The sequence below is a fragment of the Catenibacterium sp. RTP21428st1_D7_RTP21428_210409 genome (genome assembly GCF_040227455.1).
Lineage (GTDB): Bacteria > Bacillota_I > Bacilli_A > Erysipelotrichales > Coprobacillaceae > Catenibacterium > Catenibacterium mitsuoka_A.
The window spans coordinates 1-3270 of the sequence record NZ_JBEHVX010000139.1 but is presented as its reverse complement, the minus strand read 5'-3'; the positions used below and the strand labels follow the sequence as shown (position 1 = coordinate 3270).

Annotated in this window: 4 protein-coding genes; 2 read left to right on the top strand and 2 right to left on the bottom strand. The window is 32.0% G+C overall.

Features of this window, described 5'->3' with window-relative positions:
* Nucleotides 1–185: 185 nt before the first annotated feature.
* Nucleotides 186–1535, bottom strand: coding sequence for an MATE family efflux transporter (locus tag ABUA27_RS12380; RefSeq protein ID WP_129982347.1), 1350 nt, complete (start codon nucleotides 1533–1535; stop codon nucleotides 186–188).
* Nucleotides 1536–1949: 414 nt separating this feature from the next.
* Here ABUA27_RS12380 and ABUA27_RS12375 point away from each other — a divergent pair, with 414 nt between their 5' ends.
* Together ABUA27_RS12375 and ABUA27_RS12370 are read left to right on the top strand one after the other, a co-directional pair.
* Nucleotides 1950–2228, top strand: a complete 279-nt coding sequence (locus ABUA27_RS12375) for a type II toxin-antitoxin system RelB/DinJ family antitoxin (protein ID WP_317375593.1) — start codon at nucleotides 1950–1952, stop codon at nucleotides 2226–2228.
* On the top strand, nucleotides 2225–2512 hold the full coding sequence (locus tag ABUA27_RS12370) for a type II toxin-antitoxin system YafQ family toxin (RefSeq protein WP_129982242.1): 288 nt from the start codon (nucleotides 2225–2227) through the stop codon (nucleotides 2510–2512). The genes ABUA27_RS12375 and ABUA27_RS12370 overlap by 4 nt, the downstream gene beginning before the upstream one ends.
* A 104-nt stretch (nucleotides 2513–2616) precedes the next feature.
* On the opposite strand, the gene ABUA27_RS12365 is transcribed toward ABUA27_RS12370, so the two are convergent.
* Nucleotides 2617–3129, bottom strand: coding sequence for a hypothetical protein (locus tag ABUA27_RS12365; protein WP_349820830.1), 513 nt, complete (start codon nucleotides 3127–3129; stop codon nucleotides 2617–2619).
* Nucleotides 3130–3270 lie beyond the last annotated feature (141 nt).

Sequence of the window (3270 nt, the reverse complement as noted above, 5' to 3'; positions counted from 1 at the left end):
TTTTTTCTAAATTATTCAAACTTATTTTTAAGTTTGTCTTTTTTTATACGTTTTGATTGATTTTTGTTTCACACTTCGTCCTCCCTACCACAATTTAATCAAACAGAGTTAATCTCTGTCAATATGTAAAACAGGAGAAGCTCCTGTTAACCTTTAGATGTATCACTTAATACCAGCATATTTCATTATAATCCTCCCTCAAAACTTAACAGATTATGTTTATTCATTTTGTAGTATACTAATCCTACTAGATCTGCAAGTGCCCAGCCTATTGGAACTGACCACCATATACCAATGACTCCTAGTGTTGGTATAGAAGATAAAATATAAGCTAAAGCGACTCTTGTACCAAGTGAGAATACTGTCAGAACAACACTCATACCTGGTCTTCCTAAAGCACGATATAAACCATATAACAAGAATAAACAGCCTATACCAATATAGAATGCACCTTCTATTCTTAAGTAGCGTACTCCTTCTAGGATGATACTTGTTTCATTTGCATCTATAAAAATCATCATTAAAGGTTTCGCAAATATATAAACTAGAATAGAAATGATTATACAGAATATTGAAGAGATACGAACAGCTTCTTTGAGTCCTTTTTGTATTCTTTCTTTTTCTTTGGCACCATAGTTTTGAGCAATGAATGTAGAAAAAGCATTTCCAAAGTCCTGTACTGGCATATAGGCAAAAGCATCTATTTTTACTGCAGCTGCAAATGCAGCCATAACAACTGTACCAAAGCTATTAACTAACCCTTGTACCATCAGTATTCCTAGATTCATGACTGATTGCTGGATACAAGTAAGAAGTGAAAAAGAGATGATCTGTTTGATTCTTTCTCTTTTTAAGTAACTGATTTTAAATATTACAAGTACTTCTTTATATTTAAGTAGTGTATAAAGCATGATGCCTATACCTGATACATATTGAGAAAGTACTGTGGCAAGGGCTGCACCCCCTACTCCAATCTTTAATACAAGTACAAAATAGAGATCTAGAATAATATTCAAGATAGAAGAGATGGCAAGAAAGATAAGTGGAATGACTGAATTACCAATAGATCTTAAATAAGCCGAAAAGAAGTTATATAAGAATATCGCAATGATTCCCATAAAGATATATGAGAGATAACATCTCATATCACCCCATACCTCATGAGGCACGCTTAAGAAGAGTTTAAGTGCATCTATACATATATAAGCAATGATATTAAGTAATATGGATATGAAGGCGATAAAGAAGAAGGAAGCACATAGATCCTGTTTTAATCCTTGTTTATCTCTTTGTCCAAATCTAATAGAAAAGAGTGCACCACTACCCATACACAAGCCTAATATAATAGATGTAATGAAGGTCATTAGAGTAAAAGAAGAACCGACTGCAGCTAAAGCTGTTTTTCCTAAGAACTGCCCTACTATTAAAGTATCCGCAATGTTGTAACATTGTTGTAAGAGATTTCCTAGTATCATAGGTATCGCAAACAACAGCATTGATTTTACAACAGGTCCTTTTGTAAGATCTTTATTCATTATATGCCTCCCTTGCGTAAGTATGAACTTACGTTATGTAATAACTATAGTATAATAGTATGCTTATATCAACTTATGATTTATTTATTGGAATGATAGATATGTACTTAAATGGTTTAAACGAATTAGATATAATATATTTTTTTGAATACCCGCATTCCACAGGTAATTGTCAAAATAAGATATGACAGTTTCAATTTTCTTGGCATTTATGTATAAAAATAATTTCATTAATGGATTTACTTGTAAATTATGGATATTTAAATCTCCCTTTCTTTTCTATACCATCACTTGCATTTTAGATATGTTTCGATTCATACTTTTTTGATAACTAAGATGTAATTCATTTAAGGTGCAATATATTGAATTATTCGTGCATTTAATATAAAATGTGTTTAGAAAGGGGTTGATTGTATGGCTGGAAATACAACAAATGTAAGTATTCGTATGGATACAGAATTAAAAGCACAGGCAGACGTACTATTTTCTGAATTAGGTATGAATCTTACTACAGCATTTAATATCTTTGTACGCCAGTCACTTCGTGAGGGTGGTATTCCATTCAAAATAAATATAGAACAACCTAACAAAGAAACTGTTGCGGCTATGTTAGAAGCGAAAAGAATTGCAAAAGATCCTTCCGTAAAAGGTTATAATGACCTTGATGAATTATTTGATGATTTAAAAAGATGAAAGAAAACAAATATACCATCAAATATACAAACAGTTTCAAAAAAGATTATAAACGTGCTATAAAGCGTGGGTTAAAAATCGAATTATTAAATAAAATTATCACTTTACTTGCAACTGGTGAATCCTTACCTGATAAGTGTCGTGACCATGCATTATCTGGAGATTGGACAGGTTATCGAGAATGTCATATTCTACCTGACTGGCTACTCATTTACTACATAGAAGAAGATGTTCTAGTACTGACACTTGCCAACACAGGCACACACAGCGATTTGTATATTTAACAAATAGTCTGCCACCGTACAGAAACCAAACTGTACGGTTTTTTATATAAAATGAAATACGGCTTTCAACTAACACGCAAGCGTGCGAATTGAAAGCCACGGACTTATAGTTGCATTAAGAAAAATACAATAATACTTATAACTATTACAACACTACCCATAATTATAAACATCTTAGATGCAAAACTATTATAAATTGGTCTGTCTACATAACATATTTTTGGGTTATCTGGATTATAGTAAACAATCATTTTACTATTGATAGGCCATAGTTTTTCTGCCATCTGACGGACATTTATAATAGCCCCTGATTTGATATGCAAATATCCTTTTTCATCCTCAAAAGCGTTAGATTTAACTGGTAGTGGTATACCTGATGCTTTGATAGACTTAATTCCTTTGTATTTCTTTTTAGTCTTATAAGTTACACCATCTACTGCATATTCCACTATTGGATACATATGTGATTCTCCTGGAAAACTATAGCTAATTACTTTTCCTTCTACACTTTTTGTACATTGTTTATTATGTTTATTAGAAATCATATTCATAAGTATTCCAGATATAATTAATATCAAACCTATTCCACCGTCTATTAGTAATTGTATCCATGCCATATAGATCACCCTACTCGATTATAACATATAAAAGAACGTCTCAAGAAGAGACGTTCTAGTTATTAGGGTCTTTAATTTTTGTGGGGGTCAGACCTTCGCTCTAAATATTTGGGGGTCTTGGAAACAGCACCTTTAAATCTG